Annotated in this window: 26 protein-coding genes; 10 read left to right on the top strand and 16 right to left on the bottom strand. The window is 73.4% G+C overall.

The genetic code is table 11. The annotated features are described in order from the left end of the window. Positions 1-3: 3 nt before the first annotated feature. From rplB to rpsJ, 5 genes are read right to left on the bottom strand one after another with little or no spacing between them, the layout of a single operon-like run. A complete protein-coding gene (gene rplB, locus ACOACO_RS08975; RefSeq protein ID WP_277501000.1) occupies positions 4-837 on the bottom strand; it encodes a 50S ribosomal protein L2 in 834 nt (277 codons plus the stop codon). Between the two features lie 31 nt (positions 838-868). Further along, entirely contained in the window at positions 869-1,174 is a 306-nt protein-coding gene (gene rplW, locus ACOACO_RS08970; protein ID WP_420295889.1) for a 50S ribosomal protein L23, read from the bottom strand. Beyond that, entirely contained in the window at positions 1,171-1,794 is a 624-nt protein-coding gene (rplD, locus tag ACOACO_RS08965; protein ID WP_420295888.1) for a 50S ribosomal protein L4, read from the bottom strand. The genes rplW and rplD overlap by 4 nt, the downstream gene beginning before the upstream one ends. Continuing rightward, positions 1,791-2,456 carry a 50S ribosomal protein L3 gene (rplC, locus tag ACOACO_RS08960; RefSeq protein ID WP_420295887.1) on the bottom strand — a complete coding sequence of 222 codons (666 nt, stop codon included), beginning with the start codon at positions 2,454-2,456 and terminating at the stop codon, positions 1,791-1,793. The genes rplD and rplC overlap by 4 nt, the downstream gene beginning before the upstream one ends. A gap of 28 nt (positions 2,457-2,484) precedes the next feature. Continuing rightward, positions 2,485-2,793, bottom strand: coding sequence for a 30S ribosomal protein S10 (gene rpsJ / locus ACOACO_RS08955; protein WP_008360994.1), 309 nt, complete (start codon positions 2,791-2,793; stop codon positions 2,485-2,487). A 502-nt stretch (positions 2,794-3,295) separates the two neighbouring features. On the opposite strand from rpsJ, the gene ACOACO_RS08950 reads away from it, so the two are divergent. From ACOACO_RS08950 to ACOACO_RS08930, 5 genes are read left to right on the top strand one after another with little or no spacing between them, the layout of a single operon-like run. Beyond that, positions 3,296-4,387: a hypothetical protein gene (locus tag ACOACO_RS08950; protein ID WP_420295886.1), complete on the top strand. Its 1,092-nt coding sequence runs from the start codon at positions 3,296-3,298 to the stop codon at positions 4,385-4,387. After that, positions 4,384-4,989 carry a DUF4129 domain-containing protein gene (locus tag ACOACO_RS08945; RefSeq protein WP_420295885.1) on the top strand — a complete coding sequence of 202 codons (606 nt, stop codon included), beginning with the start codon at positions 4,384-4,386 and terminating at the stop codon, positions 4,987-4,989. Before ACOACO_RS08950 ends, ACOACO_RS08945 begins: the two co-directional genes overlap by 4 nt. After that, positions 4,986-6,203, top strand: a complete 1,218-nt coding sequence (locus ACOACO_RS08940; protein ID WP_420295884.1) for a DUF4350 domain-containing protein — start codon at positions 4,986-4,988, stop codon at positions 6,201-6,203. Before ACOACO_RS08945 ends, ACOACO_RS08940 begins: the two co-directional genes overlap by 4 nt. Then, a complete protein-coding gene (locus ACOACO_RS08935; RefSeq protein WP_420295883.1) occupies positions 6,200-7,243 on the top strand; it encodes an AAA family ATPase in 1,044 nt (347 codons plus the stop codon). Before ACOACO_RS08940 ends, ACOACO_RS08935 begins: the two co-directional genes overlap by 4 nt. 7 nt (positions 7,244-7,250) lie before the next feature. Continuing rightward, complete coding sequence (locus tag ACOACO_RS08930; protein ID WP_420295882.1) at positions 7,251-8,546, top strand: DUF58 domain-containing protein; 1,296 nt, start codon at positions 7,251-7,253, stop codon at positions 8,544-8,546. A 7-nt stretch (positions 8,547-8,553) separates the two neighbouring features. On the opposite strand, the gene ACOACO_RS08925 is transcribed toward ACOACO_RS08930, so the two are convergent. Continuing rightward, positions 8,554-9,549, bottom strand: coding sequence for a stage II sporulation protein M (locus ACOACO_RS08925; protein WP_420295881.1), 996 nt, complete (start codon positions 9,547-9,549; stop codon positions 8,554-8,556). Between the two features lie 34 nt (positions 9,550-9,583). On the opposite strand from ACOACO_RS08925, the gene ACOACO_RS08920 reads away from it, so the two are divergent. Next, positions 9,584-10,447, top strand: a complete 864-nt coding sequence (locus ACOACO_RS08920; protein ID WP_420295880.1) for an RDD family protein — start codon at positions 9,584-9,586, stop codon at positions 10,445-10,447. 36 nt (positions 10,448-10,483) lie between these two features. Here ACOACO_RS08920 and trmB read toward each other — a convergent pair whose 3' ends face one another. From trmB to ACOACO_RS08885, 7 genes are all read right to left on the bottom strand, one after another. Continuing rightward, a complete protein-coding gene (gene trmB / locus ACOACO_RS08915; protein ID WP_420295879.1) occupies positions 10,484-11,227 on the bottom strand; it encodes a tRNA (guanine(46)-N(7))-methyltransferase TrmB in 744 nt (247 codons plus the stop codon). 116 nt (positions 11,228-11,343) lie between these two features. Next, on the bottom strand, positions 11,344-12,537 hold the full coding sequence (gene tuf, locus ACOACO_RS08910) for an elongation factor Tu (protein ID WP_420295878.1): 1,194 nt from the start codon (positions 12,535-12,537) through the stop codon (positions 11,344-11,346). 76 nt (positions 12,538-12,613) lie between these two features. Continuing rightward, a complete protein-coding gene (fusA, locus tag ACOACO_RS08905) occupies positions 12,614-14,728 on the bottom strand; it encodes an elongation factor G (RefSeq protein WP_420295877.1) in 2,115 nt (704 codons plus the stop codon). Between the two features lie 83 nt (positions 14,729-14,811). After that, entirely contained in the window at positions 14,812-15,282 is a 471-nt protein-coding gene (rpsG, locus tag ACOACO_RS08900; RefSeq protein ID WP_277501374.1) for a 30S ribosomal protein S7, read from the bottom strand. Beyond that, positions 15,282-15,656: a 30S ribosomal protein S12 gene (rpsL, locus tag ACOACO_RS08895; protein WP_277501373.1), complete on the bottom strand. Its 375-nt coding sequence runs from the start codon at positions 15,654-15,656 to the stop codon at positions 15,282-15,284. Before rpsL ends, rpsG begins: the two co-directional genes overlap by 1 nt. 90 nt (positions 15,657-15,746) lie before the next feature. Beyond that, positions 15,747-17,099 (bottom strand): MFS transporter, encoded by a 1,353-nt coding sequence (locus ACOACO_RS08890; protein ID WP_420295876.1) that lies wholly within the window; start codon positions 17,097-17,099, stop codon positions 15,747-15,749. A gap of 61 nt (positions 17,100-17,160) precedes the next feature. Continuing rightward, positions 17,161-17,613 carry a MarR family winged helix-turn-helix transcriptional regulator gene (locus ACOACO_RS08885; RefSeq protein ID WP_420295875.1) on the bottom strand — a complete coding sequence of 151 codons (453 nt, stop codon included), beginning with the start codon at positions 17,611-17,613 and terminating at the stop codon, positions 17,161-17,163. 98 nt (positions 17,614-17,711) lie between these two features. On the opposite strand from ACOACO_RS08885, the gene ACOACO_RS08880 reads away from it, so the two are divergent. Beyond that, positions 17,712-18,068, top strand: coding sequence for a DUF2530 domain-containing protein (locus ACOACO_RS08880; protein WP_420295874.1), 357 nt, complete (start codon positions 17,712-17,714; stop codon positions 18,066-18,068). Positions 18,069-18,090: 22 nt separating this feature from the next. Here the strand turns inward: ACOACO_RS08880 and ACOACO_RS08875 are convergent, their stop codons facing one another. Further along, a complete protein-coding gene (locus ACOACO_RS08875) occupies positions 18,091-18,888 on the bottom strand; it encodes a DUF3027 domain-containing protein (protein ID WP_420295873.1) in 798 nt (265 codons plus the stop codon). A gap of 119 nt (positions 18,889-19,007) precedes the next feature. Here ACOACO_RS08875 and ACOACO_RS08870 point away from each other — a divergent pair, with 119 nt between their 5' ends. Further along, positions 19,008-20,837, top strand: coding sequence for an MFS transporter (locus tag ACOACO_RS08870; protein WP_420295872.1), 1,830 nt, complete (start codon positions 19,008-19,010; stop codon positions 20,835-20,837). Here the strand turns inward: ACOACO_RS08870 and ACOACO_RS08865 are convergent. Both ACOACO_RS08865 and ACOACO_RS08860 read right to left on the bottom strand, forming a co-directional pair. Then, a complete protein-coding gene (locus tag ACOACO_RS08865; protein WP_420295871.1) occupies positions 20,827-21,228 on the bottom strand; it encodes a cold-shock protein in 402 nt (133 codons plus the stop codon). The two genes, ACOACO_RS08870 and ACOACO_RS08865, sit on opposite strands and share 11 nt — an antisense overlap. Before the next feature lie 114 nt (positions 21,229-21,342). Continuing rightward, positions 21,343-21,975, bottom strand: a complete 633-nt coding sequence (locus tag ACOACO_RS08860) for an HAD family hydrolase (protein ID WP_420295870.1) — start codon at positions 21,973-21,975, stop codon at positions 21,343-21,345. Between the two features lie 111 nt (positions 21,976-22,086). On the opposite strand from ACOACO_RS08860, the gene ACOACO_RS08855 reads away from it, so the two are divergent. Both ACOACO_RS08855 and ACOACO_RS08850 read left to right on the top strand, forming a co-directional pair. After that, positions 22,087-24,276 (top strand): carbon starvation CstA family protein, encoded by a 2,190-nt coding sequence (locus ACOACO_RS08855; RefSeq protein WP_420295869.1) that lies wholly within the window; start codon positions 22,087-22,089, stop codon positions 24,274-24,276. Continuing rightward, positions 24,273-24,470 (top strand): YbdD/YjiX family protein, encoded by a 198-nt coding sequence (locus ACOACO_RS08850; RefSeq protein WP_277500906.1) that lies wholly within the window; start codon positions 24,273-24,275, stop codon positions 24,468-24,470. Before ACOACO_RS08855 ends, ACOACO_RS08850 begins: the two co-directional genes overlap by 4 nt. Positions 24,471-24,561: the final 91 nt, after the last annotated feature.

Genomic DNA, 24,561 nt, shown 5'->3' with positions numbered 1-24,561 from the left:
CTATCAGCGCTTCTTGCCGGACTTGCGACGACGGATGATCTGGGCGTCGCTGGCCTTGCGCTTGCGCGTGCGGCCCTCGGGCTTGCCCCACGGCGAGACCGGGTGGCGACCACCGGAGGTCTTGCCCTCACCACCACCGTGCGGGTGGTCGACCGGGTTCATGACGACACCACGGACGGTCGGGCGCTTGCCCTTCCAGCGCATGCGGCCGGCCTTGCCCCAGTTGATGTTCGACTGCTCGGCGTTGCCGACCTCGCCGACCGTGGCGCGGCAGCGCACGTCGACGAAGCGCATCTCGCCCGAGGGCAGGCGCAGCGTGGCGCGCGAGCCCTCCTTGGCGACCAGCTGGGCGCTGTTGCCGGCGGAGCGGGCGATCTTCGCGCCGCCACCGGGCCGCAGCTCGATGCAGTGGATCGTCGTGCCGACCGGGATGTTGCGCAGCGGCAGGTTGTTGCCGGTCTTGATGTCGGAGCCGGGGCCCGACTCGACCGGCGTGCCCTGCAGCAGGCCCTTGGGCGCCACGATGTAGCGCTTCTCGCCGTCGGCGTAGTGCAGCAGCGCGATGCGCGCCGTGCGGTTGGGGTCGTACTCGATGTGCGCGACCTTGGCCGGCACGCCGTCCTTGTCGTAGCGACGGAAGTCGATGACGCGGTAGGCGCGCTTGTGACCGCCACCCTGGTGCCGGGTGGTGATCCGGCCCTGGTTGTTGCGGCCGCCCTTCTTGGGCAGCGGTCGCGTCAGCGACTTCTCGGGCGTGGTGCGCGTGATCTCGACGAAGTCGGCGACCGACGAGCCGCGACGTCCGGGCGTGGTCGGCTTGTACTTGCGGATTGCCATGAGTCAGGAGTCCTTGTCTCGGGAAGCCCGGTCAGCCGACCGGACCTCCGAAGATGTCGATGGAGTCGCCCTCGGCGAGGCTGACGATCGCGCGCTTGGTGTCCTTGCGCTTGCCCATGCCGAAGCGGGTGCGACGCGTCTTGCCCGGTCGGTTGAGCGTGTTGACCGAGGTGACCTTGACACCGAACACCTTCTGGACCGCGATCTTGATCTCGGTCTTGTTGGCGTCGGGGTGCACGAGGAACGTGTACTTGTTCGCGTCGAGCAGGCCGTAGCTCTTCTCGGAGACCACGGGCGCGAGCAGGATGTCCCGCGGGTCCTTGTTCAGGGCGCTCACTTCGCGTCCTCCTTCTGACCGGCGATCCGCGCGACGAACGCGTCGTACGCCGTGGTCGTGAAGACGACCTCGTCGGAGACGAGCACGTCGTAGGTGTTCAGCTGGTCCTGGGCGACGATGTGCACCGCCGGCAGGTTGCGCAGCGAGAGCCACGTGGGCGTGTCGTCCCGCTCCACCACGACCAGGAACCGCGCGCGGTCCGAGATCGAGGCCAGGGCGGCCTTCGCGGCCTTGGTCGAGGGCACACCGGTCTCGAGGAAGGCCTCGACGACGTGCACGCGACCGTTGGCGGCCCGGTCAGAGAGGGCACCGCGCAGGGCGGCGGCCTTCATCTTCTTGGGCGTGCGCTGCTCGTAGCTGCGCGGCTGCGGGCCGTGCACCGTGCCACCGCCGACGAACTGCGGGGCGCGGGTCGAGCCCTGGCGCGCGCGGCCGGTGCCCTTCTGCTTGTAGGGCTTGCGGCCACCGCCGCGGACCTCGCCGCGGGTCTTGGTGGCGTGCGTGCCCTGGCGGGCCGCGGCCTGCTGCGCCACCACGACCTGGTGGATCAGCGGGACGTTCACCTCGACGCCGAAGACCTCGGCGGGGAGGTCCACGGCGACCTTCTTGACGTCGCTCACTTGCCAGCCTCCTGCTTCTTGGCGGCCGAGCGGAGGACGACGAGCCCACCCTTGGGGCCGGGAACGGCACCCTTGAGCAGCACGAGGCCCTTCTCGGCGTCGACGGCGTGCACCGTCACGTTCTGCGTGGTGACGGTGTCGCCACCCATGCGACCGGACATCCGCGTGCCCTTGAAGACACGGCCGGGCGTGGCGCAGGCGCCGATCGAGCCCGGCTTGCGGTGGTTGCGGTGCGCACCGTGCGAGGCGCCGACGCCGGAGAAGCCGTGGCGCTTCATCGTGCCCGCGAAGCCCTTGCCCTTGCTGGTGCCGGTGACGTCGATCTCCTCGCCCGCGGCGAAGACCTCGGCGGCGTCCAGCTCCTGGCCGACGGAGTACGTCGACGCGTCGGCGGTGCGGATCTCGACCACGTGACGGCGCGGCGTGACGCCGGCCTTCGCGAAGTGGCCCGCCTGCGGCTTCGTGACCTTGCGGCCCTCGATCTCGCCGAAGCCGACCTGGATGGCGTTGTAGCCGTCCACGTCGGGGGTGCGGATCGCGGCGACGACGTTGGTCGAGGCGGCGACGACGGTCAGGGGGACGATGCGGTTGTTCTCGTCCCAGGTCTGGGTCATGCCGAGCTTGGTGCCCAGCAGGCCCTTGACGTTGTGTTCGATGGTCATGGCTCTGTTGTCTCCGTCCTGCCCGAACTCAGAGCTTGATCTCGATGTCGACGCCCGCGGGGAGGTCGAGCCGCATGAGCGAGTCCACCGTCTTCGGGGTCGGGTCGATGATGTCGATGAGGCGCTTGTGGGTGCGCATCTCGAAGTGCTCGCGGCTGTCCTTGTACTTGTGGGGCGAGCGGATGACGCAGTAGACGTTCTTCTCCGTCGGCAGCGGCACAGGGCCGGCGACCTTCGCGCCCGTACGGGTGACCGTGTCAACGATCTTGCGCGCCGAGGTGTCGATGACCTCGTGGTCGTAGGCCTTGAGCCTGATGCGGATCTTCTGTCCCGCCATAGGTCTCTCTCGTCCTTACTCGTTCGTGCCCGGTGGAGCACCGCGTGCTGTCGTCTCACGACGCTGTCCCGGGTGGGACCTCGCCGCCGTGTCTCCACCACCTGACATCTCCGACCCACGCGGTCGGGCGTGTCGCGGGCTCCTCGCACAGCAGTGCGCGGGGCGCGACAGGACCGGGGTCCTGCGATGTCGTTGGCGGCGCCCGACCGGTTCGTCGGGCTGATCGGGTCTCCAGGTGCGGCGTGGACCACGCGGAGCACCGAACGCAGGCCGGGCCAGAGCCCGACGGGAGACGCGATTCAGTGTTCAAGGTGGAGCCACGCCCCGGCGACCCGCCGGAGCAACCGGGCTATCTTGGCAGACGGACGGGCAGGCGTCCAAATCGGGTCCGGCACGCCGCCGGTGGTGGCCGCCCGGTGCGCCACCTCCGCCCCCGGTAGCATGCCGCACGACCGCGGGGGCGGCCGGTCGGCGGCTCCCCCACCGACCGACGGGGGCCCACATGAGCGGCACTACTCCCCCGCCCGGTGCCGCGCGCGCCCCCGACGCGCCCCGCTCGCCGTACGCCGCCGCCCTCGCCCGCATGGACCTCGCGCCCGGTCCGGTCCCGGCCGGCTCGCGCCCGGCGGCGGCCCGTGTCCCCCTCACCACGCAGCCGGGCGGCGTCCCGCTGCGCCCGATGAGCACCGGGGACGTGCTCGACACCGCCCTCCGCGTCCTGCGCACGGCGCCCGGCGCCACGCTGGGCGCCGCCGTCGTGGTGGCCGCCGTCGCCCTGGTCGTCCCGGTGGTCGTCGTCGCGGCCCTCACCTCCCTGCTGGGCGCGGCCCTGGGCGACGGGCTCGGCGACGGCTCGGCGGACTCCGTGGCCCGTCTGCTCGGCTCCGGCACCGTGCTCGTCGTCGGGCAGGTGGTCTCGCTCGTCGGCTCGGCCTACCTGGCCGGCATCCTCGCCCACGTCGTGCACGCGGCCGCGGTGGGCGAGCTCATCAGCCTGGACGAGGCCTGGCGACGGTTGCGGGGACGTCGCTGGGCGCTGCTGGGGCTGACGCTGCTCATCGCCGCCGGCTACGCGCTCCTGGTGGGCGGCTACCTCGTGTCGGTCGTGCTGCTGGCCGGGACCGGGTCGGTGGGCCTCACCGTCCTCTACTGCCTGCTGACCGGACCGCTCGTGGTGCTCCTGCTGCTGTGGACCGGCGTCCGCCTCACCGGTCTCGCCCTCGTCGTCGTCGCCCTCGAGCGGGCCGGGGTGGGCCGGGCGCTGGGGCGCGCCCTCGCCCTGACCCGCCGCTCGTTCTGGCGCGTCCTGGGCACCTGGCTGCTCGCGGGGCTGGTCTCCTTCGTGGCCACGCTGCTGCTCTCCGCCCCCTTCTCCATCGGTGCCGAGGTGGCGCCGTCCGCGGCCGGCGAGGCGGGCGAGTGGATCGCGGTGGGCCTCACCGCGCTGGGCTCCGTGGCCGTGGGGGCGCTCGTGACGCCGTACCTGGCCGCGGTCGTGGCGGTGCAGTACCTCGACCTGCGCATCCGCGGCGAGGGGTACGACGTCACGCTGTGGACGCAGGCCGACGACCGCCGCGAGGGGGGCCGGCGATGAGGCTCTCCCACGACCCGCCGCTCGACCCGACACCCGGCGAGGCCCGCGACGCGCTGCGTCGCGAGCTGCTGCGCCCGGAGTACAACGACAGCGACCTCCTGCAGCGGATCGTCGACCGCCTCCGGCGCTGGCTCGACGACGGGGTGAGCACCACCGCCGAGGCCCCGCCGCTGCAGACGTTCGCCACCCTGCTCGTCGCCGTGCTGCTCGTGCTCGCCCTCGTCTGGCTGCTCACGCGCCTGCGGGGGTCCGCGCGGGTCCGGCGCGGCGGCGCGGTGCTCGGCGAGCGGGGGGTGAGCGCGGCCGAGCTCCGCGCCCGCGCCGAGGCCGCCCTGGCCGCCGGGCGGCACGAGGAGGCCGTGGTCGACGCCTACAGGGCGCTGGCGGTGCGCGCCGTCGAGCGCGGCCGGATCGCGGACGTGCCCGGAGCCACCGCGGACGAGGTCGCCCGGGCCCTCGTCGAGGCCTCCCCCGACCGCGCCGCCGGGGTCCCCGCGGCCGCGCGGCTCTTCGACGACGTCCTGTACGGCGACCGCCCCGCCACCGCGGACCAGGCCCGCTCCGTGCTCGCGCTCGACGACGCCGTGGCAGGGGCCCGGTGAGCGCCCCCGTCAGTGCTCCCGCGGGGGTCCTGCCGGGGCCCGGCACGCCTCCCGACGGCGACGGCGGCTCCAGCGGCTCCGGGCCGGGACGGCGCCGGTCGCTCCGCACGATCCTGGTCGTCGCGCTCGCGCTCGTCGCGCTCGTCGTCACGGCCATCGCGCTCGGGCGGGGGCAGCCGGAGCACTCGGGCCGCCTCGACCCCGACGACGCGACGCCCACCGGCGGGCGGGCCCTCGCCCGCGTGCTGGCCGACCAGGGCGTGGACGTGGTCGTCGCCCGCGACGCCGACGCGCTCGCGGACGCGGACGTCGACGACGGCACGACCGTCCTCGTCAGCGACCCGGCCGTCCTGGGCGAGCGCGCCGCCCGTGACCTGGTCGACGCAGCCGCGCCCGGCCGGCTCGTGGTCGCCGACCCGGGGCCGGGCGCCGTGGACCTGCTCGGGCTGGACGTCGACCCGCGGTGGGCCGGCGCGGTCGAGGACCTCGCGGCCGACTGCGACCCCGCGGCGACCGACGACCTCGACGCGGACCTCGACGGCCTGGAGGTCTCGGTGGACTCCGCGCTGGCCCTCGAGGGCGCCGACGGCTGCTTCCCCACCTCCGACGGCCCGTTGCTGGCCGTCGAGGAGGGCGTCGTGCTCCTCGGCGCCGACGACCTGCTGACCAACGACCAGGTGCTGCGCGCCGACAACGCGGCAGTCGCCCTGCGCCTGCTGGGTGCCGCGGACCGCCTCGTCTGGTACGTGCCCGACCCCGCCGACCTCGTGGGGGACGAGGGCGTCGGGCTCGGCGCCGCGCTCCCCCGCTGGGTGGTGCCGGCGGCCTGGCTGCTCGTCGCGGTCGTCGTCGCCCTGGCCTGGTGGCGGGGCCGGCGCTTCGGCGCCCTCGCCGTCGAGCCCCTGCCCGTCACCGTCCGCGCCATCGAGACCACCGAGGGACGCGGGCGGCTCTACCGGAAGGCCCGCGACCGGCAGCACGCCGCGCACGCGCTCCGCTCCGCGACGCGCGAGCGGCTGGCCGTCCAGCTGGGGGCGTCGCGCCGTACCGACCCGCACGCGCTCGTCGTCGAGGTCGCCGCCCGCAGCGGGCGCGACGTGGGCGCCGTCGGCGCGCTGCTGCACCCCGCGGCCCCCGTGCCCGACGACGACGCCGGCCTCGTCGCCTTCGCCAACCTGCTCACCGACCTGGAGAAAGAGGTACGCCGCGCATGAGCGAGACGCCCCCACCCCCGCCCCTCTCGCTGGGCAAGGAGGGCCACCGGGCCGCCGGTGCACCCGGGCCCGGCGCCCACGCCGGCGCCGACGCACGGGCCCGTGAGCGGCTCGCCGCGGTGCGCCGCGAGGTGGCCAAGACGGTCGTCGGCCAGGACGCCGCGGTCTCGGGGCTGCTCGTGGCGCTGCTGTGCGGCGGGCACGTGCTGATGGAGGGCGTGCCGGGCGTCGCGAAGACGCTGCTCGTGCGCTCGCTCGCCGGGGCGCTCTCGGTCGACACCCGCCGCGTGCAGTTCACCCCCGACCTGATGCCGGGCGACATCACGGGCTCGATGGTCGTCGAGGGCGGCGGCGGGGAGCTCGTCTTCCGGGAGGGCCCGGTGTTCACCCACCTGCTCCTCGCCGACGAGGTCAACCGCACGCCCCCGAAGACGCAGTCGGCGCTGCTGGAGGCGATGGAGGAGGGCCAGGTGTCGGTCGACGGCACCACCCGGCAGCTGCCGCGGCCCTTCCTGGTGGCGGCGACGCAGAACCCCGTGGAGTACGAGGGCACCTACCCGCTGCCCGAGGCGCAGCTCGACCGGTTCCTGCTCAAGGTCGTGCTCCCGGTGCCGGAGCGGGCCGCGGAGCTCGAGGTGCTGCGGCGCCACGCGGCGGGCTTCGACCCGCGCGACGTCGCCTCCGCCGGCATCACCGCGGTCGCCGGCGCGGACGACGTGCTCGCCGGGCAGGCCGCCGTGCGCCGCGTCCAGGTCGCCGAGGAGGTGCTGGGCTACGTCGTCGACATCGCCCGCGCGACCCGCGAGTCGCCGTCGCTGGAGCTGGGCGTGAGCCCCCGCGGCGCCACGGCGCTGCTGCGCACGTCCCGGGCGTGGGCGTGGCTGCAGGGCCGCGACTACGTGACACCGGACGACGTCAAGGCGCTGGCGCACGCGACGCTGGCCCACCGCCTCACCCTGCGGCCGGAGGCCGAGCTCGAGGGCATCCAGGTCGGGCAGGTGCTCGCCAGCGCGCTGGCGAGCGTCCCCGTCCCCCGCTGAGGCCGGCGTGGCGATCAGCGGGCGCGTCCCCCTCCTGGTGCTCTTCGGCGTCGTCCCGGTGGTGCTGCGCCCCGGGATCGGCACCGTGTGGCTCTGGCTCGCCGTCGTGGCGCTCGTCGTGGCGGCCGACTGGCTGCTCGCGCCGGCCCCCGGCACGGTGGAGGTCGCGCGGGTCGAGGACGGCGGCAGCATCCGCCTCGGCACCGCCACCCGCACCACGGTCGTCGTGCGCGGCACGAGCGGCCGCACGGTGCGCGGGCGGCTGCGCGACGCCTGGCAGCCCTCGGCCGGCGCGACCGGCAACCGCCACCGCTTCGTCCTCACCGGGCGCGACTCGGTGCGGCTGACCACCGCGCTGCACCCGGTGCGCCGCGGCGACCTGCGCTCGCTCGGCACCACCCTGCGCCTGGCGGGGCCCCTGGGCACGGCGTACCGCCAGCGCACGCTGGACGTGCCCGGCAGCGTGCGGGCGCTGCCGCCCTTCTCCTCGCGCAAGCACCTGCCCAGCCGCCTCGAGCGGCTGCGGGAGCTCGACGGCCGCTCGGCGCTGCGCGTGCGCGGCCAGGGCACGGAGTTCGACTCGCTGCGCGAGTACGTGCGCGGCGACGACGTGCGCTCCATCGACTGGCGCGCCAGCGCGCGCAGCCGCAACGTGGTCGTGCGCACCTGGCAGCCCGAGCGCGACCGCCGCGTCGTGCTCGTGCTCGACACCTCCCGCACGTCGGCCGGCCGGGTCGCCGACGTGCCGCGGCTCGACTCCGCGATGGACGCCGCCCTCCTGCTGGCCGCGCTCGCCGGCCGCGCCGGCGACCGCGTCGACTTCCTCGCGGGTGACCGGGTGGTACGGCGGCGCGTGCGGGCCACGGGCGGGGGCAGCGTCGTGCACGCCCTGTCGGAGGCCATGGCCGGCCTGGGCTCCGTCATCGCCGAGGCCGACTGGCGCGGCCTGGCCGGGGCCGTGCAGGACATGGGGCGCCGGCGCGCGCTCGTCGTGCTGCTGACGCCGCTGGAGCCCGCGGCGGTCGAGGAGGGCCTGCTGCCCGTCCTGCCGGCGCTCACCCGCCACCACCGCGTCGTCGTCGCCTCGGTGCGGGACCCGGCGCTCGACGCGCTCGCGGGCACCCGCGACGACGCCGGCGCCGTCTACACCGCGGCGGCCGCCGAGCAGGCGATGGCCCGGCGTCGCGCCACCGCCGACCTGCTGGCGGCGCTCGGGGTGCACGTGGTCGACACGGACGCCGAGCGGCTCGCCCCGGCGCTGGCCGACCACTACCTGTCGCTCAAGGCGCGCGGCCTGCTCTGAGGACGGGTCAGGCCGCGGTCGCCACCCGGGCGCCGCCGACCTCCTCGGCGACGTCCCCGTCGTACCCCTGCTCGACGGCCCGGCGCCCCAGCACGAAGACGTAGGCCAGGAACACGAGCTCGGCGAGCACGCCGATCGCGACGCGGGCCGCGGTGGGCAGCGGCGACGGGGTGACGACCGCCTCGATGATGCCGGAGACCAGCAGCACCACGACGAGACCCAGCGCGACCGTCGCGGCCGTGCGGCCCTCCCGGGCCATCGAGCGGCCGCGGGTGAGGTCCCCCGGCTCGACCCACGACCAGAAGAGCCGCAGCCCCACCCCGCCGGCGACGAACACGGCCGTCAGCTCGAGCAGGCCGTGCGGGAGGATCAGGCCCCAGAAGTGGCCGCCGTGGTCGGCGCGGGTCATGATCGCGCAGGCCATCGCCACGTTGACGACGTTGCCCAGCAGCAGGAACACCACGGGCACGCCCAGCACGCCCAGGGCCAGGCACAGGGCCGCGACCCACGCGTTGTTGATCCACACGCGGGCGCCGAAGCTCGCCGCCGCGTGCTCGCTGTAGTAGTTCTCGAAGTCCTCGTCGACGTACTGCTCGATCTCCGCCGGCGAGAGCAGGCTCTGCTCCACCACGGGGTTCTCCAGCAGCCACAGCACGGAGACGGCGAGGACGACGACGTTCACCGCGATCGTGGCCAGCCACCACCAGCGCAGCCGGTAGAGCGCCGCCGGGAACCGGTGGGTGAGGAACTCGGCGACCGCGCGCCACGTCGTGGTGCGCGCCCCGCCCGCCCGGATCCGCGTGCGGGCCAGCAGGGCGGAGAGGAAGCCGACGACCTCGGCGTCGGGGGCCACCGCGCGCACCACCGACAGCTGCGTGCCGACCCGGTCGTAGAGCTCCATGAGCTCGTCGACCTCGGCACCGGTGAGGCGGCGCGCCCGCGACAGCTCGTCGAGGCGCTGCCACTCCCCCGCGTGCGTCACGGCGTAGGCGTCGAGGTCCACGCGCCCACCTTAGAGCGCCCTATGCTGGGCCGCGATGAGCACACGAGCGGCGGTCCGTCCCTGGCCGCGCGGCGCCCGGGTCGGCGACCCCGGTGACCACGCCGCGGTCGGCAGCGACGACGTCGTCACCGCGGAGGCCGTCGCCATCGAGGTGCCGGCAGCCAGCCTGGGGGTGCGGGTCGCGTCGGGCCTGATCGACGGGCTGTGCGTCCTCGGCACGTTCATCACCCTGACCATCCTGTTCTCGGTCGCCACCATCGGCACCGACGAGGCGCTCTTCGAGGCCGCCAGCATCCTGGCGCTCGTGCTGTCCCTCGTCGGGGCCCCGACGCTGTTCGAGACGCTGACGCGCGGGCGCAGCGTCGGCAAGCTCGCGCTCGGCCTGCGCACCGTGCGCGACGACGGCGGCCCGATCGCGTTCCCGCAGGCCTTCACCCGGGCGCTCATCGGTGTCGTCGAGACCTACCTGCTCCTCGGCGCCCCGGCGTTCCTCGTGGCCCTGCTGAGCCCGCGGAGCAAGCGTCTCGGCGACCACGCCGCGGGCACGTACGTCGCGCGCGAGCGCGTCCAGCTCGTGCTGCCCGTCCCACCCCCGATGCCGTGGCCGCTGCAGGAGTGGGCCCGCACCGCGGACGTCGCCGCGCCGCCGCCGCACCTCGTGCTCGCCGCCCGGCAGTTCCTCGCCCGGGCCCACACGCTGGAGCCGCGCGCCCGCGAGGTGCTGGCGCTGCAGCTGGCCGACCGGCTCACGGCGTACGTCGCGCCGCTGCCCCCCGTGACCGCGCCGCCCGAGGCGTTCCTGTGCGCCGTGCTCGCCACGCGCCGCGAGCGGGACCTCGAGCGGCTCGGCCGGGAGGCCCGTCTGCGCTCCCGCCTGCTGCAGCGCCGCCGCGGCTGACCCGTCGCCGCGCGCGGCGGCCCGACGGCCCGCCGCTCAGGCCCGGCGGCGGTAGGCGAGGTCGGTGATCGCGCGCTCGGCGGCCAGGCCCTTGCGCTCGAACTTCGTCACCGGCCGGTCGGCCCAGCGCTCCACCGCACCGCCCTCGAGGAGCGGCTCGGCGTCGAGCACCGCCTGCATCTGCTCGGCGTACTCCGCCCAGTCCGTCGCGAGGCGCCACGTGCCACCGGGCCGCAGCCGGGAGGCCACCAGGGAGGCGTGGGGCGCGGTGACGAGGCGTCGCTTGTGGTGCCGCTTCTTCGGCCACGGGTCCGGGAAGAACGTCCACACCTCGGCGAGGGACTCCTCGCCCAGCAGCGTCCCGAGGAACCACACGGCGTCGATGCTGCAGAACCGCACGTTGGTGGCCCCGGCCTCCGCCACGAGGCCCAGGCCGTGGGCCACGCCGGGACGCCAGACCTCCAGCGCCAGCACGTCGTACGACGGACGCTGCGCCGCGAGCGCGGCGGTGGCCTCGCCGATCCCCGAGCCGATCTCGACGACGAGCCCGTCGCGCTCCCCCGCGCCCCGGCCGAACCAGGCGTCGAGGTCGAAGCCGTCGGCGTCGACGGCCTCGTCGGGGATCACCCACGCCTCGTGGTGGGCGTCCCACAACTCCTGCTGGCTCGGGGTGAAGCGGCTGCCCCGCCGGGAGTAGGTGAGCACCTCACGCAGCCGGCGCCCCTCCTCGGTGACCTTGTGGTGGGGGCGTGCGGCGGCGACGGCGTGCTGGTCGGACATGGGGGCGATCATCTCCCGGCCACAGCGCCGGGACGAAATGGCACGAGGCCCCGCTCCCTGGGGAGCGGGGCCTCGCGGTGCTGCTGTGCTGCGGTGCCGTCAGGAGACGGCGGTGATCACTTGGTGATCTTGGTGACGCGACCGGCGCCGACCGTGCGGCCACCCTCGCGGATGGCGAAGCGCAGGCCCTCGTCCATCGCGATGGGCTGGATCAGCTCGACGGCCATCTCGGTGTTGTCACCGGGCATGACCATCTCGGTGCCCTCGGGCAGCGTCACGACGCCCGTCACGTCCGTCGTGCGGAAGTAGAACTGCGGGCGGTAGTTGTTGAAGAACGGCGTGTGGCGGCCGCCCTCCTCCTTGCTCAGGATGTAGACCGACGCCTCGAAGTTCGTGTGCGGGGTGGTCGTGCCCGGCTTGATGACGACCATGCCGCGCTCGACGTCCTCGCGCTTCGTGCCACGGAGGAGCAGACCGACGTTCTCGCCCGCCTGGCCCTCGTCGAGCAGCTTGCGGAACATCTCGACGCCCGTGACGGTCGACTTCTGCGACTTCTCGCGGATGCCGACGATCTCGACCTCCTCGTTGACCTTCACGATGCCCCGCTCGATGCGGCCCGTGATGACGGTGCCACGACCGGTGATCGTGAAGACGTCCTCGACCGGCATGAGGAACGGCTTGTCCGTGTCACGCTCGGGGGTCGGGATGGCCTCGTCGACGGCGTTCATGAGCTCGACGATCGACGCGCCCCACTTGGCGTCGCCCTGCAGCGCCGGGAAGGCCGCCACGCGGACCACGGGGATGTCGTCGCCCGGGAACTCGTACTCGCTGAGGAGCTCGCGCACCTCCATCTCGACGAGCTCGATGAGCTCCTCGTCGTCGACCATGTCGCACTTGTTGAGCGCCACGACCAGGGCCGGCACGCCGACCTGGCGGGCGAGCAGCACGTGCTCACGCGTCTGGGGCATCGGGCCGTCGGTCGCCGCGACCACCAGGATGGCGCCGTCCATCTGCGCCGCACCGGTGATCATGTTCTTGATGTAGTCGGCGTGACCGGGGCAGTCGACGTGGGCGTAGTGACGGCTCTCGGTCTGGTACTCGACGTGCGCGATCGAGATCGTGATGCCGCGCTGACGCTCCTCGGGAGCCTTGTCGATCTCGTCGAACGCGGAAGCCGCGTTCAGGTCCGGGTGCTTGTCGTGCAGGACCTTCGTGATCGCAGCCGTCAGCGTCGTCTTGCCGTGGTCGATGTGACCGATGGTGCCGATGTTGACGTGCGGCTTGGTCCGCTCGAACTTCGCCTTAGCCACTGGGGGCTCCTCCTGGTGTGGTTGTTACTTGACTCGTGGTGGTGGTGCGGTGTGCCGAGGATCCTGCAGGGAGCGGTTACTCGCCGCGGACCTTCTTGATGATCTCGTCGGCGACGTTCTGGGGAACCTCGGCGTACGAGTCGAACTCCATCGAGTACGACGCCTGACCGGAGGTCTTGGACCGCAGGTCGCCAACGTACCCGAACATCTCGGACAGCGGGACGAGGGCCGTGACGACCATGTCGCCGTGCCGCTCCTCCTGCGTCTGGATCTGGCCACGACGCGAGTTGATGTCGCCGATGACCGTGCCCAGGAACGTGTCGGGCGTGGTCACCTCCACGGCGAACATCGGCTCGAGCAGGACCGGCTTGGCCATGCGCGCCGCCTCCTTGAAGGCGGCGATGCCGGCGATCTTGAACGCGAGCTCCGAGGAGTCGACGTCGTGGTAGGCGCCGTCCTCCAGCGTGACCTTCACGTCCACCATCGGGTAGCCGGCGAGGACGCCGAACTGCATGGCCTCCTGCGCACCCTGGTCCACCGACGGGATGTACTCGCGGGGGACGCGACCACCGGAGACGGCGTTCACGAACTCGTAGCCGGCGCCGTGGCCCGTCTCCGGGTCGATGCTCGGCTCGAGGGAGATGACGACCTTCGCGAACTGGCCCGAACCACCGGTCTGCTTCTTGTGGGTGTAGCTGTGGTTCGCGACCTTGCGGCGCAGCGTCTCGCGGTAGGCCACCTGCGGCTTGCCGACGGTCGCCTCGACGCGGAACTCGCGCTTCATGCGGTCGACCAGCACGTCGAGGTGGAGCTCGCCCATGCCGGCGATGATCGTCTGGCCCGTCTCCTCGTCCGTCTTGACGGTGAAGGTGGGGTCCTCCTCCGACAGGCGCTGGATCGCGACGCCGAGCTTCTCCTGGTCGCTCTTCGTCTTCGGCTCGATGGCGACCTCGATCACCGGGGCCGGGAACGTCATCGACTCGAGGACGACCTGGTTGGCGGGGTCGCTGAGCGTCTCGCCGGTGGTCGTGTCCTTGAGACCCATGACGGCCACGATCTGGCCGGCGCCGACCGACGCGATCTCCTCACGCTTGTTGGCGTGCATCTGGTAGACCTTGCCGATCCGCTCCTTGCGGCCCTTGACCGAGTTGATCACGGTCGCGCCGGCCTCGAGCTTGCCCGAGTAGACGCGGACGAAGGTCAGCTTGCCGAGGTGCGGGTCGGACGCGATCTTGAACGCCAGGCCGGAGAACGGCTCGTCGTCGGCGGGCTTGCGCGCGATGACGGTGTCCTCGTCGCCGGGCTTGTGGCCCTCGATCGCCTCGACGTCCAGCGGGGACGGCAGGTACTTGATGACCGCGTCGAGCAGGGGCTGCACGCCCTTGTTCTTGAACGCGGTGCCGGTGAGGACCGGGTTGAGCTTGTCGGCGAGCGTGGCGCGACGGATGGCGGCCTCGACCTCCTCCACGGAGAAGACGTCGCCCTCCTCGAGGTAGCGCTCCATGAGGTCGTCGTCGGTCTCGGCGAGCGTCTCGATCATCTTCTCGCGGTACTCCGCGGCCTGCTCGGCGAGCTCGGCCGGGATCTCCTCGACCGTGTAGTCCTCACCCATCGTGGTCTCGCCACGCCAGGTCAGGGCACGCATGCCGACGAGGTCCACGACACCGATGAAGTCCTGCTCGGCGCCGATGGGCAGCTGCAGCACGAGCGGCGTGGAGTTGAGGCGCTCGACGATCATGTCGACGCAGCGGAAGAAGTCCGCACCGGTGCGGTCGAGCTTGTTGACGAAGCACATGCGGGGCACGGCGTACTTGTTCGCCTGGCGCCACACCGTCATGGACTGCGGCTCGACGCCGGCCACGCCGTCGAACACGGCGACCGCGCCGTCGAGGACGCGCAGCGAGCGCTCGACCTCGACGGTGAAGTCCACGTGGCCCGGGGTGTCGATGATGTTGATCTGGTGGTTCTTCCACCAGCAGGTCGTCGCGGCGGACGTGATGGTGATGCCGCGCTCCTGCTCCTGCTCCATCCAGTCCATCGTGGCAGCGCCCTCGTGGACCTCACCGATCTTGTAGGTGATGCCGGTGTAGAACAGGATCCGCTCGGTGGTGGTGGTCTTGCCGGCGTCGATGTGCGCCATGATGCCGATGTTGCGGACCTTCGTGAGGTCCGTGGTGATGTCGACAGCCACTTGGGTCTGGTTCCTTAGAAAGTTCGGACTGGGTGGGTGGGCGCCGGGCGCCCGCCGTCAGGCGGGGCGCCCGGCGCGTGGGTTCACCAGCGGTAGTGCGCGAAGGCCTTGTTCGACTCGGCCATCTTGTGCGTGTCCTCGCGCTTCTTCACAGCGGCGCCGAGGCCGTTGCTCGCGTCGAGGATCTCGTTCATCAGCCGCTCGGCCATCGTCTTCTCGCGACGGTCCTTCGCGTAGCCGACGAGCCAGCGCAGGGCCAGCGTCGTGCTGCGGTTCGGCTTGACCTCGATCGGCACCTGGTAGGTCGCACCGCCGACGCGGCGGGACTTGACCTCGATGGCCGGCTTCACGTTGTCGAGCGCGCGCTTCAGCGTGACGACCGGGTCGGTGCCGGTCTTCTCACGGGCGCCCTCGAGCGCCGTGTACACGATGCGCTGCGCGACCTGCTTCTTGCCGTCCTGCAGCACCTTGCTCACCAGCTGCGACACCAGCGGCGACCCGTAGACGGGGTCGACGTCGACGGGACGCTTCGGGGCGGGACCCTTGCGCGGCATCAGCCCTTCTCCTTCTTCGCGCCGTAGCGGCTACGCGCCTGCTTGCGGTTCTTCACGGCCTGCGTGTCGAGCGCGCCGCGGATGATCTTGTAGCGGACACCCGGGAGGTCCTTCACACGGCCACCACGCACGAGCACGATCGAGTGCTCCTGGAGGTTGTGACCCTCACCGGGGATGTAGGCGGTCACCTCGACCTGCGAGCTCAGACGCACACGCGCAACCTTGCGCAGCGCGGAGTTCGGCTTCTTCGGGGTGGTGGTGTAGACGCGCGTGCAGACGCCGCGGCGCTGGGGCGATCCCTTCAGGGCAGGCGTCTTGGTCTTCGACACCTTGTCCTGGCGGCCCTTGCGGACCAGCTGGTTGATGGTGGGCACCTGGTGGTTCCCTCTCTTGTAGCTCTCAGTACCCGGCACTCTGCCGGGCACGGTGTGTTGCGGGTGGTGCTGCTCGATCTGGTGGTTGCCTCACGCCTGGCGACCGCCCGCTCCCACGGGGACGCTGCCCCCGCGGTCGGGCGTGTCGATCTGGTTTCCGGCACGCTCGATGGTCTGGCTGTGCCAGACACGAGGACCGAGGCTACCGGGTCGCCTCAGGGCGGTCAAAACAGGCCGGACGTGCCCCAGGACGGCCAGCGAGACGAGGATCCCGACCAGGGTGATCGCACCCCCCAGCACGAGGGTCCAGCGTGCGCCGTACTCCTCCCCCACCCAGCCGATGAGGGGTGCGCCGACGGGCGTGCCGCCCATGAAGATCATGAGGTAGAGCGCCATCACGCGCCCGCGCAGCGCGGGGTCGGTGGCGATCTGCATGCGGGTGTTGGCCGCCGTGATCATCGTCAGCGCGGTCACGCCGAGCACCGGGGCGAAGACCACGAACGACCAGTACGTCGGGAGCAGGCCCGCGACGACGACCGCCACGCTGAAGACCAGCCCGGCACCCACCACCAGCCGCAGGCGCACCTCGGCGCGACCGGCCGCGAGCAGCGCGCCCGTCAGCGAGCCGACCGCGACGGCCGAGCCGACGAGGCCGTAGGCGGCGGACTCGCGCCCGAACACCTCCGTGACCATCAGTGCCGAGGTGATGGAGAAGTTGAGCCCGAAGGTCCCGGCGAAGAACACCACCGCGAGGACGAGCATGAGGTCGCGGCGCCCGCGCACGTAGCGCAGCCCCTCCCGCAGCGCACCCTTGCGCCGCCCGGTCACCGAGGCGCTGTGCAGCGCCGCGCCGTCGAGCCGGCCAAGGACCGCGATCACCGGCAGGTAGGAGACGGCGTTGATGAGGATCACCCAGCCCGTGCCCACCACGCCGCCGCCGAGCGCCGCGATCATGACGCCGGCCAGCGCCGGGCCCACGAGCCGCGCCGCGTTGAACGACGCCGAGTTGAGGCCCACCGCGTTGGTGAGGTCGTCCTCGTCGACGATCTCGCTCACGAACGACTGCCGCGCCGGTGCGTCGAACGCCGTGCCCACGCCGAAGAGGAACGTCAGCGTGTAGACGTGCCACACCTCGACCGTCCCGGTGACCGCGAGCACGCCGAGCGCCGCGGACGGCGCCGCCATCATCAGCTGCGTCACCTGGAGCAGGCGGCGCTTGGGCACGCGGTCGGCGACCACCCCGGCGTACGGAGACAGCAGCAGCATCGGCAGGAACTGCAGGGCCGTGGTGATGCCGAGGGCGGTGGCGCCGTTCGCGGCGATCGCCAGCACCAGCCAGTCCTGGGCGATGCGCTGCATCCAGGTGCCGGTGTTGGAGACGATGCCGCCGGCGGCGTAGAGGCGGTAGTTCGGGTTCCGCAACGAGCGGAAGGTGGGGCTCACTCGGTGGGCGCTCCTGTCGTCGGTGGTCGGGGCGGGTGGGTGGTCGGGGGAAGGGGGGCGCTCAGCCCTGCACGGCGAGCCGGTCGAGGATCGGCACGGCGGCGCGCAGCGTCGCGCGCTCCGCCGGCGTCAGGGCCCGCAGCTCGCGCGCGAGCCACTCGTCGCGCCGGCGCCGGTCGGCGAGCACCAGCTCGCGGCCCGCGTCGGTGAGCGACACCAGCACCAGGCGCCCGTCGCGCTCGTCGGAGCGCCGGGCCACGTAGCCGCGCTCCTCGAGCTTGCGCACGGCCCGCGTCATCGACGGCGGCTGGACCTTCTCGAAGGCGGCCAGCTCGCCGACGCTCGCCTCGCCGTGGCGGTGCAGCGCGCCGAGCACGCCCATGACCCCGATGCCGAGGTCGTTGGCCGGGTCCCGCTCGTTGGCGAGACGACGGCGCAGCCGCATGACCGCGACGCGGAGCTCGGCGGCGAGGCCGGCGTCCGTGCGGGCGACGCGTTCGGTGGTGGGTGGCATGGCACCGAGCGTAACTCGTTACCCCGGGTAACTATTCCGCCGGTCGCGGACCCGGCGGTCGCAGGCCCGGCGGCGAGGGCGTCGTCTAGGGTGACCGCGTGGAGCTCCGTGACGACCAGCCGAGGCAGCACGAGATCGGTCGGCGCACCTACGTCGTCGCCGACGTCGAGCCGCTCGACGTCGACGGCGTGCGCACCGTCGAGATCGGCTGCGTGCTGTGGGCCGTCGCGTTCGTCGGCCTGCTGCCCTTCTACTCGCGGCTCACCGCGGAGGGCGTGGGCTGGGTGCTGTGGACCTGCCTGACCGGTCTCGGCCTGGGCCTGCTCGGCCTGGAGTACTGCCGCCGCCGGCGGCGGGCGCGCACCCTGGCTGCGGAGGCGGCCGACGCTTCCGGGGCTGCCGGACCTCTCGGCCCCGGTGACCCGGTGGAGCCCGAGGCGGGTCCCGCGGCCTGAGCCGCCCGGACCCCCAGGAGCCTCAGAAGCGCTCGAGGTCCTCGAGGGTGATCGTGTCCACCACGGGGTCGGGCAGCGGGGCGGGCAGGTGCTTCTTCGCGATCTGCACCTCGGAGTGGGCACCGCAGCCGTGGTCGAGCGAGACCACACGGCCGTCGTCGTTGGCGTTCGCGTTGGCGCACACGCCGAACATCTCCGAGAGCGGCCCGGCGAGGCGGACGAGGAAGCCGCACGTCGTGCACGCCGCGGGCGCCGACTTGGCGAGCGGGGTCGACGGGCCGCCGTCGCCGTCGTACCAGCGCTGGGCCGCGAGGTCGCGGCCCTCGGGCGAGAGCGTGCGCACGCGACCGAGGCCGAGCTCGCGGGCGACGCGGCGCACCTGGGTGCGGGTGTCGTCGTCGATCGGGTCGTCGCCGAAGGAGTACGTCGGCACGAGGCGCGGGTCGTCCTCGTCGACGGGGAGCAGGTCGCCGGGACCGAGGTCGCCGGGGCGGACACGCTCGCGCCACGGCACCCACGGCGGCGCGACGATCGCCTCGTCGCCCGGGGTCAGCACGACCTCGTCGACGGTGGCGGTGCGCTGGCGGGAGGCGCGGGCGACGGTGACCGACCAGTGCCAGCCGCGGTAGCCGGGGCGCAGGCAGGCGAAGGCGTGGGTGGCGACGCGCTCACCCTCCGCGTGGCAGCCGAGGTGGTCCCCGACGTCGGCGGCGTCGACCTGCTCCAGCAGGGCCGAGCGGGCGACGTCGACGGCGCGGGCCAGCGTGGAGTCGACGCCCGCGGGCGCGGCGGCGGCAACCGTCGTCGTAGTGGGAGTCACGGGCCCGATCATGACGCATCCGGCCCCGTCGTGTCGCGCCGGGGGCTCGGGTGGCGCCTCGGGACACGGGGCGGGTGGCAGGATGGGCCGACGACCCGGACGCAGGGAGAAGCACGCCGATGAGCACGCCGTACGGCGACGAGCGGGACGGGCGCTACCCGCCCGGCGCCCGCGACACCCACCCGTCCGCCCCGCGCACGCCCGGCGGTCCTGGCCGTGGCGCCCCCGGGGATCCCGATCAGCCGGGGCAGCCGGGGCAGCCGGGGCGCGAGGGCCCCTCGGCCGCCGAGGTCGCCGCCCGCACCGCGCGCGCCACCGGGCACGGCGTGGCCCGGGCCGCCCGCGCGACGGGCCGGCTGGGCCGCTTCACCGTGACGCAGGCCCGCCGCGCCTCCCACGCCGAGGGCGCCGGCGCCAGCGGGCTGTCGCGCCTCATCGAGCTCCACGCCTTCAACGCCGCCGGCGACGCCGCGGTCGCGATCTCGCTGGCCGGCACGCTGTTCTTCCAGGTGCCAACCGGGGAGGCGCGCGGGCAGGTCGCGCTGTTCCTCGGCCTTACGATGCTGCCGTTCGCGATCGTGGCGCCGCTCATCGGACCGTTCCTCGACCGGTTCAGCCACGGCCGGCGGTGGGCGATCGGCGGCACCATGGCGATCCGCGCCTTCCTCTGCTGGGTGCTGGCCGGCGCGGTCGTCACCGGCTCGACCTGGCTGTTCCCGGCCGCGCTCGGCGTGCTCGTGGCGTCGAAGGCCTACGGCATCACCCGCAACGCCTCCGTCCCGCGCCTCGTGCCCCCCGACCTGACGCTGGTGAAGTCGAACGCCCGCGTCTCGCTCGCGGGCGTGGTGGGCGCCGGTGTGTCCGCGCCGCTGGCCGGACTGGCCTCGCTGGCCGGGCCGGAGTGGTCGCTGCGCTACGCGTTCGCGGTCTTCACGGTGGCGACCATCCTGGCGATCCTGCTCCCCCGCCGCGTCGACTCCACCCAGGGCGAGACGCACCTCGCGCTGGTGCCCGGGCCGTCGGCGCCCAGCATGGCGAAGGACCCGGGCAACCGGCGCAAGGCCAACCTGCGGATGCCGGCGTCGGTCTCGTTCGCGCTGCGGGCCAACTGCGGTCCGCGGTGGCTCTCGGGGTTCCTCACGATGTACATGGCGTTCCTGCTCACCACGAACCCGTTCGACGGGTGGAGCACCGAGGTGCTGTTCGCGCTCATCATCGGCGCGGCGGGCCTCGGCAACACCCTGGGCATCGCGCTGGCGTCGCTGCTGCGCAACGTGAACCCCGCGCTCACGGTCGTGCTGGCGCTGGCCGCGGCGGCCACCATGGCGACGCTCGCCGCCCTCTTCTACGGCGTCCTCACCCTGTCGCTGCTCGGCCTCACCGCGGGCCTCGCCCAGTCGCTCTCGAAGCTCTCGCTCGACTCGACGATCCAGACCGACGTGCACGAGCGGGTGCGCACCAGCGCGCTCGGCCGCTCCGACACCCTGCTGCAGCTGGCGTGGGTCGTCGGCGGCTTCGTCGGCATCGCCGTGCCGCTCGAGCCCGGGCGCCTCGGGCTGTCCGTGGCTGCCGCGGCGCTCCTCGCCTGGGCCGTCTACGTGCTGGGCGGCCGGTTCCAGGCCCGTCGCCTCGCCCGCCGCGAGCCGGCCGGCACCGAGACGGCCGCACCCGAGCCCACGGCGGGGGGTGCGCCGTACCCGCCCCGGGAGGGGAACCGGTACGACGACCACCTCGACGAGGACGGGCTGCCGCCCACCCAGCCGTGGGGCGTGCGCGACCCGGCGGAGCGGGCGCCGGACGGCGTCCCCGACGGGGTGCCGCAGGAGACGCCGTACGAGACCCCCTACGAGACCCGGCCGTACGACGCGCGCACCGGCGAGGCGGGGCGCACCACGATCGTCTACCCGCCCGAGCGGGGCGAGGCGGGCGGACCCGGCGTCAGCCGTTGAGCTCGAGCTCGTCCGCCAGCGCGCGCAGCAGCTTGGCGGTCGGCTTCGCGGTGCGGGGGTCGGGGTGACGGCCGTGGCGGTACCCCTCCCCCACCTTGTCGAGGAGCTGGATGACGTCCTCGACGATCGGGGCCATCTCGTCGGGCTTCTTGCGGGCGGCGCGCGACTGGTTGCGCACCACCGAGCTGGGGGCGTCGAGCAGCCGCACCTGCAGCGCCTGGTCGCCACGGCGGCCCTGGGCGATGCCGAACTCCACGCGCGTGCCGGCCTTGAGGGTGGTGGTGCCCGCCGGCAGGGCGTCGGCCCGCACGTGCACGTCCTGGCCGGTGTCCGTGGACAGGAAGCCGAAGCCCTTGGCCGCGTCGTACCACTTCACCTTGCCAGTCGGCACTGCTCCGACCCCTCTCTCGATCCGGCCCGGACGGTCCCGGGACGCACGCAGGCCGGGCATCCGCCCGGCCTCCGACCAGACTAGCGCCCGGGATCCAGGGAGGTCGCGCGGGTTTCAGGCGCCCCGGGCGGCGACGTGCTCGTCGAGCCAGGCGGGGAACGCGAGGAGGTCCGGCAGCACCACGTGGGTGCCCGCGGCGCGCAGTTCCTCGGCGGTGCACCCGCCGGTCGGCACCGACACGCTCGTGGTGCCCGCGGCCAGGGCGCCCTCGACGTCGTGGACGTGGTCGCCGACGTACGCCGCCGCACCCGCCGCCCGCAGCGGGTCGGCCTTCAGCACGCCCCAGACCCACCCGACGACCTCGTCGACGTCGAGCCCGAGGTGGTCGACGTGGCGGCGCGCGTTGGGCTCGTACTTGCCGGTGACGAGCAGCGTCCGACCGCCGTGCCGGCGCACCGCGGCCAGCGCCTCGTGGGCGCCCGGCAGCGTGGGCACGCTCGTGACGGCCAGGTCGGGGTAGAGCGCCCGGAAGCGGTCGCAGGCTTCCGGCACCCGCGCGGCCTCGAGGTGGGGGGCGAGCAGCACGTCCAGCGGCGGGCCGAGCCGCTCGGTCATCTCGGCGATCGGCAGGTCGACGCCGAGCTCCTCCCCGAGGGCCCCGAGCGTGGCCGCGAACCCGGGGACCGTGTCGATGAGGGTCATGTCGAGGTCGAACCCGACGACGAGCGGGGCGGCGGGGCGGGTCACGGCGACCAGGGTAGGGGCGCGGGCGGACGGCTGCGTCGGCAGCAGCGCGGGGCGCCCCGCGGGAGGTAACGTTCACCGGTCCGCGATCCGCCTGTCCCTCGGGAGCGCCCCATGTCGACGACGACGTCCACCCCTCCGTCCCCACCCGCTCCACGCTCCCGCCGCTCGCCGGTCTCGATCGCCGTGTGGGTGCTCGTGGCCCTCGTCGGCGCGGGCTGCTGGACGGTCCTGGCGCTCAGCCGCGGCGAGTCCGTCTCCGCGCTGTGGATCCTCTTCGCGGCGCTGGCGTCGTACGCCATCGCCTACCGCTTCTACGCCCGCTTCATCGGGCGGAAGGTGCTGCGCCTCGACGACCGGCGCGCCACCCCCGCCGAGCGGCTGGAGAACGGCACCGACTTCGAGGTGACCGACCGCCGCGTGCTCTTCGGCCACCACTTCGCCGCCATCGCCGGCGCCGGCCCGCTGGTGGGCCCGGTGCTCGCGGCGCAGATGGGCTACCTGCCCGGCACCGTGTGGATCATCGTCGGCGTCATCCTCGCCGGCGCGGTGCAGGACATGGTCGTCCTCTTCCTCTCCATGCGGCGCGACGGCAAGAGCCTCGGCCAGATGGTGCGCGAGGAGATCGGCGTCATCGGCGGCATCGCGGCGCTCATCGCCGTCTTCGCCATCATGATCATCATCCTGGCGGTGCTGTCGCTGGTCGTCGTGAACGCGCTGGCCGAGTCGCCGTGGGGCGTCTTCTCCATCGGCCTGACCATCCCGATCGCGCTGTTCATGGGCTTCTACCTGCGCTACCTGCGCCCCGGCCGCGTGCTCGAGACGACCGCCATCGGCGTCGTCCTGCTGCTGCTGGCGATCATCGGCGGCGGGTACGTCGAGAGCTGGGGCCTCGGTGAGGCGCTGACGCTCGACAAGGAGACGCTGACGCTGCTGCTCGTCGCCTACGGCTTCGTCGCGTCGATCCTGCCGGTCTGGATGCTGCTGACCCCGCGCGACTACCTCTCGACCTTCATGAAGGTCGGCGTCATCGTGCTCCTCGCGATCGGCCTCGTGCTCGCCCGGCCCGTGCTGGAGAACGAGAAGGTCACCGAGTTCGCCTCGAGCGGCGAGGGCCCCGTCTTCGCGGGCCAGCTCTTCCCGTTCCTGTTCATCACCATCGCCTGCGGCGCCCTGTCCGGCTTCCACGCGCTCATCTCGTCGGGCACCACGCCCAAGATGGTCGCCAAGGAGCGCCAGGTCATGATGATCGGCTACGGCGGCATGCTGATGGAGTCGTTCGTCGCCATCTCCGCGCTCATCGCCGCCTCGGTCATCGACCCGGGCCTCTACTACGCGATGAACGCCCCCGTCGGTGCGACCGGCGGCACGGTCGAGAGCGCCAGCGAGTTCGTCGCCACCCTCGGGTTCTCGATCTCCCCCGACGCGCTGGCCGCGGCCGCGGCGAGCGTCGAGGAGGAGCTCATCTCCCGCACCGGTGGCGCCCCGACGCTGGCCTTCGGCATCTCGCTGATCTTCGACGAGGCGTTCGGTGGCGGGATGGCGGCCTTCTGGTACCACTTCGCGATCATGTTCGAGGCGCTGTTCATCCTCACCGCCGTCGACGCCGGCACCCGCGTGGGCCGCTTCATGCTGCAGGACACGGTCGGCAACGTGTGGCCCAAGTTCGCCGACACGTCGTGGAAGCCGGCGGCCTGGACCGCCTCGGCGGTGGTCGTCGCCTGCTGGGGCTACATGCTCTACGTCGGCGTGACCGACCCGCTCGGCGGCATCAACCAGCTCTTCCCGCTGTTCGGCATCGCCAACCAGCTGCTGGCCGCGATCGCCCTGACCCTCTGCGTGACGCTCTTCCTCAAGCACGGCTGGCTGCGTTACGTCTGGGTGCCGGCCGTCCCGCTGGCCTGGGACCTCGTCGTGACGATGACGGCGTCGTACCAGAAGGTCTTCTCGTCGAACCCGAAGATCGGCTACTTCGCGCAGGCCGACACCTACCGCGAGGCCCGCGACGCGGGCGAGGTGCTGGCGCCGGCCGCCGACGCCGCCCAGATGGACACCGTCATCCGCAACTCCACCACCAACGGCGTGCTGCAGGCGGCGTTCGCCGTGCTCGTGCTCGTCATCGTCGCCAACGCCGTGGTCATCTGGGTGCGCGCCGTGCGCGCCGGCTCGCTGCCGACCACCGAGGTGCCGGCCGTGCCGTCCACCATCGTGGCCCCGGCGGACTTCGTGGCCACGAAGGAGGAGAAGGCCGAGCTGGCCGCCTGGGAGGCCGAGCGGCGCGAGAAGGCGGGGGCGGAGGCATGAGCGCGCTCGCCGAGCGCACCCGCCGGGCCTGGTCGGGCGTCCGTTGGTACCTGCGCGAGGTCAGCGGCGAGGGCCGCTGGGACGCGTACGTCGCGCGCTGCGCCGCCGACGGCGTCGAGCCGGTGTCGCGCCGCGAGTTCGAGCGGCACCGCGACCACCTGCGCGAGCACGCCGCTGCGGGCCGCTGCTGCTGACGCGCGACCGCCGCTGATCCGCCGACGGGCGGGCTCGTCGTCGGACGGGCCCGCCCGTTCGTCATCACTCCCCCGAGCGGCACCGCACGGT

Source organism: Nocardioides sp. CPCC 205120, from assembly GCF_048654585.1.
Taxonomy (GTDB): domain Bacteria; phylum Actinomycetota; class Actinomycetes; order Propionibacteriales; family Nocardioidaceae; genus Nocardioides.
The sequence above is the reverse complement of the archived record's forward strand: the minus strand, read 5'-3'. Positions and strand labels throughout refer to the sequence as shown.